The sequence below is a fragment of the Olleya sp. Ti.3.14 genome, assembly GCF_038154885.1.
Taxonomy (GTDB): domain Bacteria; phylum Bacteroidota; class Bacteroidia; order Flavobacteriales; family Flavobacteriaceae; genus Olleya.
Window position 1 is genome coordinate 1 of record NZ_JBAKAO010000045.1, and the last position, 330, is coordinate 330.

Sequence of the window (330 nt, forward strand, 5' to 3'; positions counted from 1 at the left end):
TTTTTGGTTGTACTAGGACTTCTAGTTTAGACTTGTCATAGTCGTTAAAAGTTTTTTCAATAATTTCAGACAAAGAGACGTCGTTATGCGAGGCGTAATGTGGACCATCATCTGCAAGAAAACTTGGACTTTGAGCTTTAATTACGACACTGTCTCCAGAGCTAGCTTCATGACCTTTTATGGTTTTTACTTGTGTGACAACGCCTTTAAATTCTAATTCTTTATAACCACCAAAAGCATCTAATGATCGGGTTTGTATGGTCAGTGTTTCGCCTAAAAAGTTTTTACTAGACTCGCCAAGAGATAAGGATAAATCTTCCAACACATCCA

1 protein-coding gene is annotated in these 330 nt (G+C 37.0%); it reads right to left on the reverse strand.

Going from position 1 to position 330, the window contains the following annotated elements:
- The coding region (locus V6251_RS15215) for a hypothetical protein (protein ID WP_341589009.1) at window positions 1-330 on the reverse strand (330 nt) is incomplete at both ends.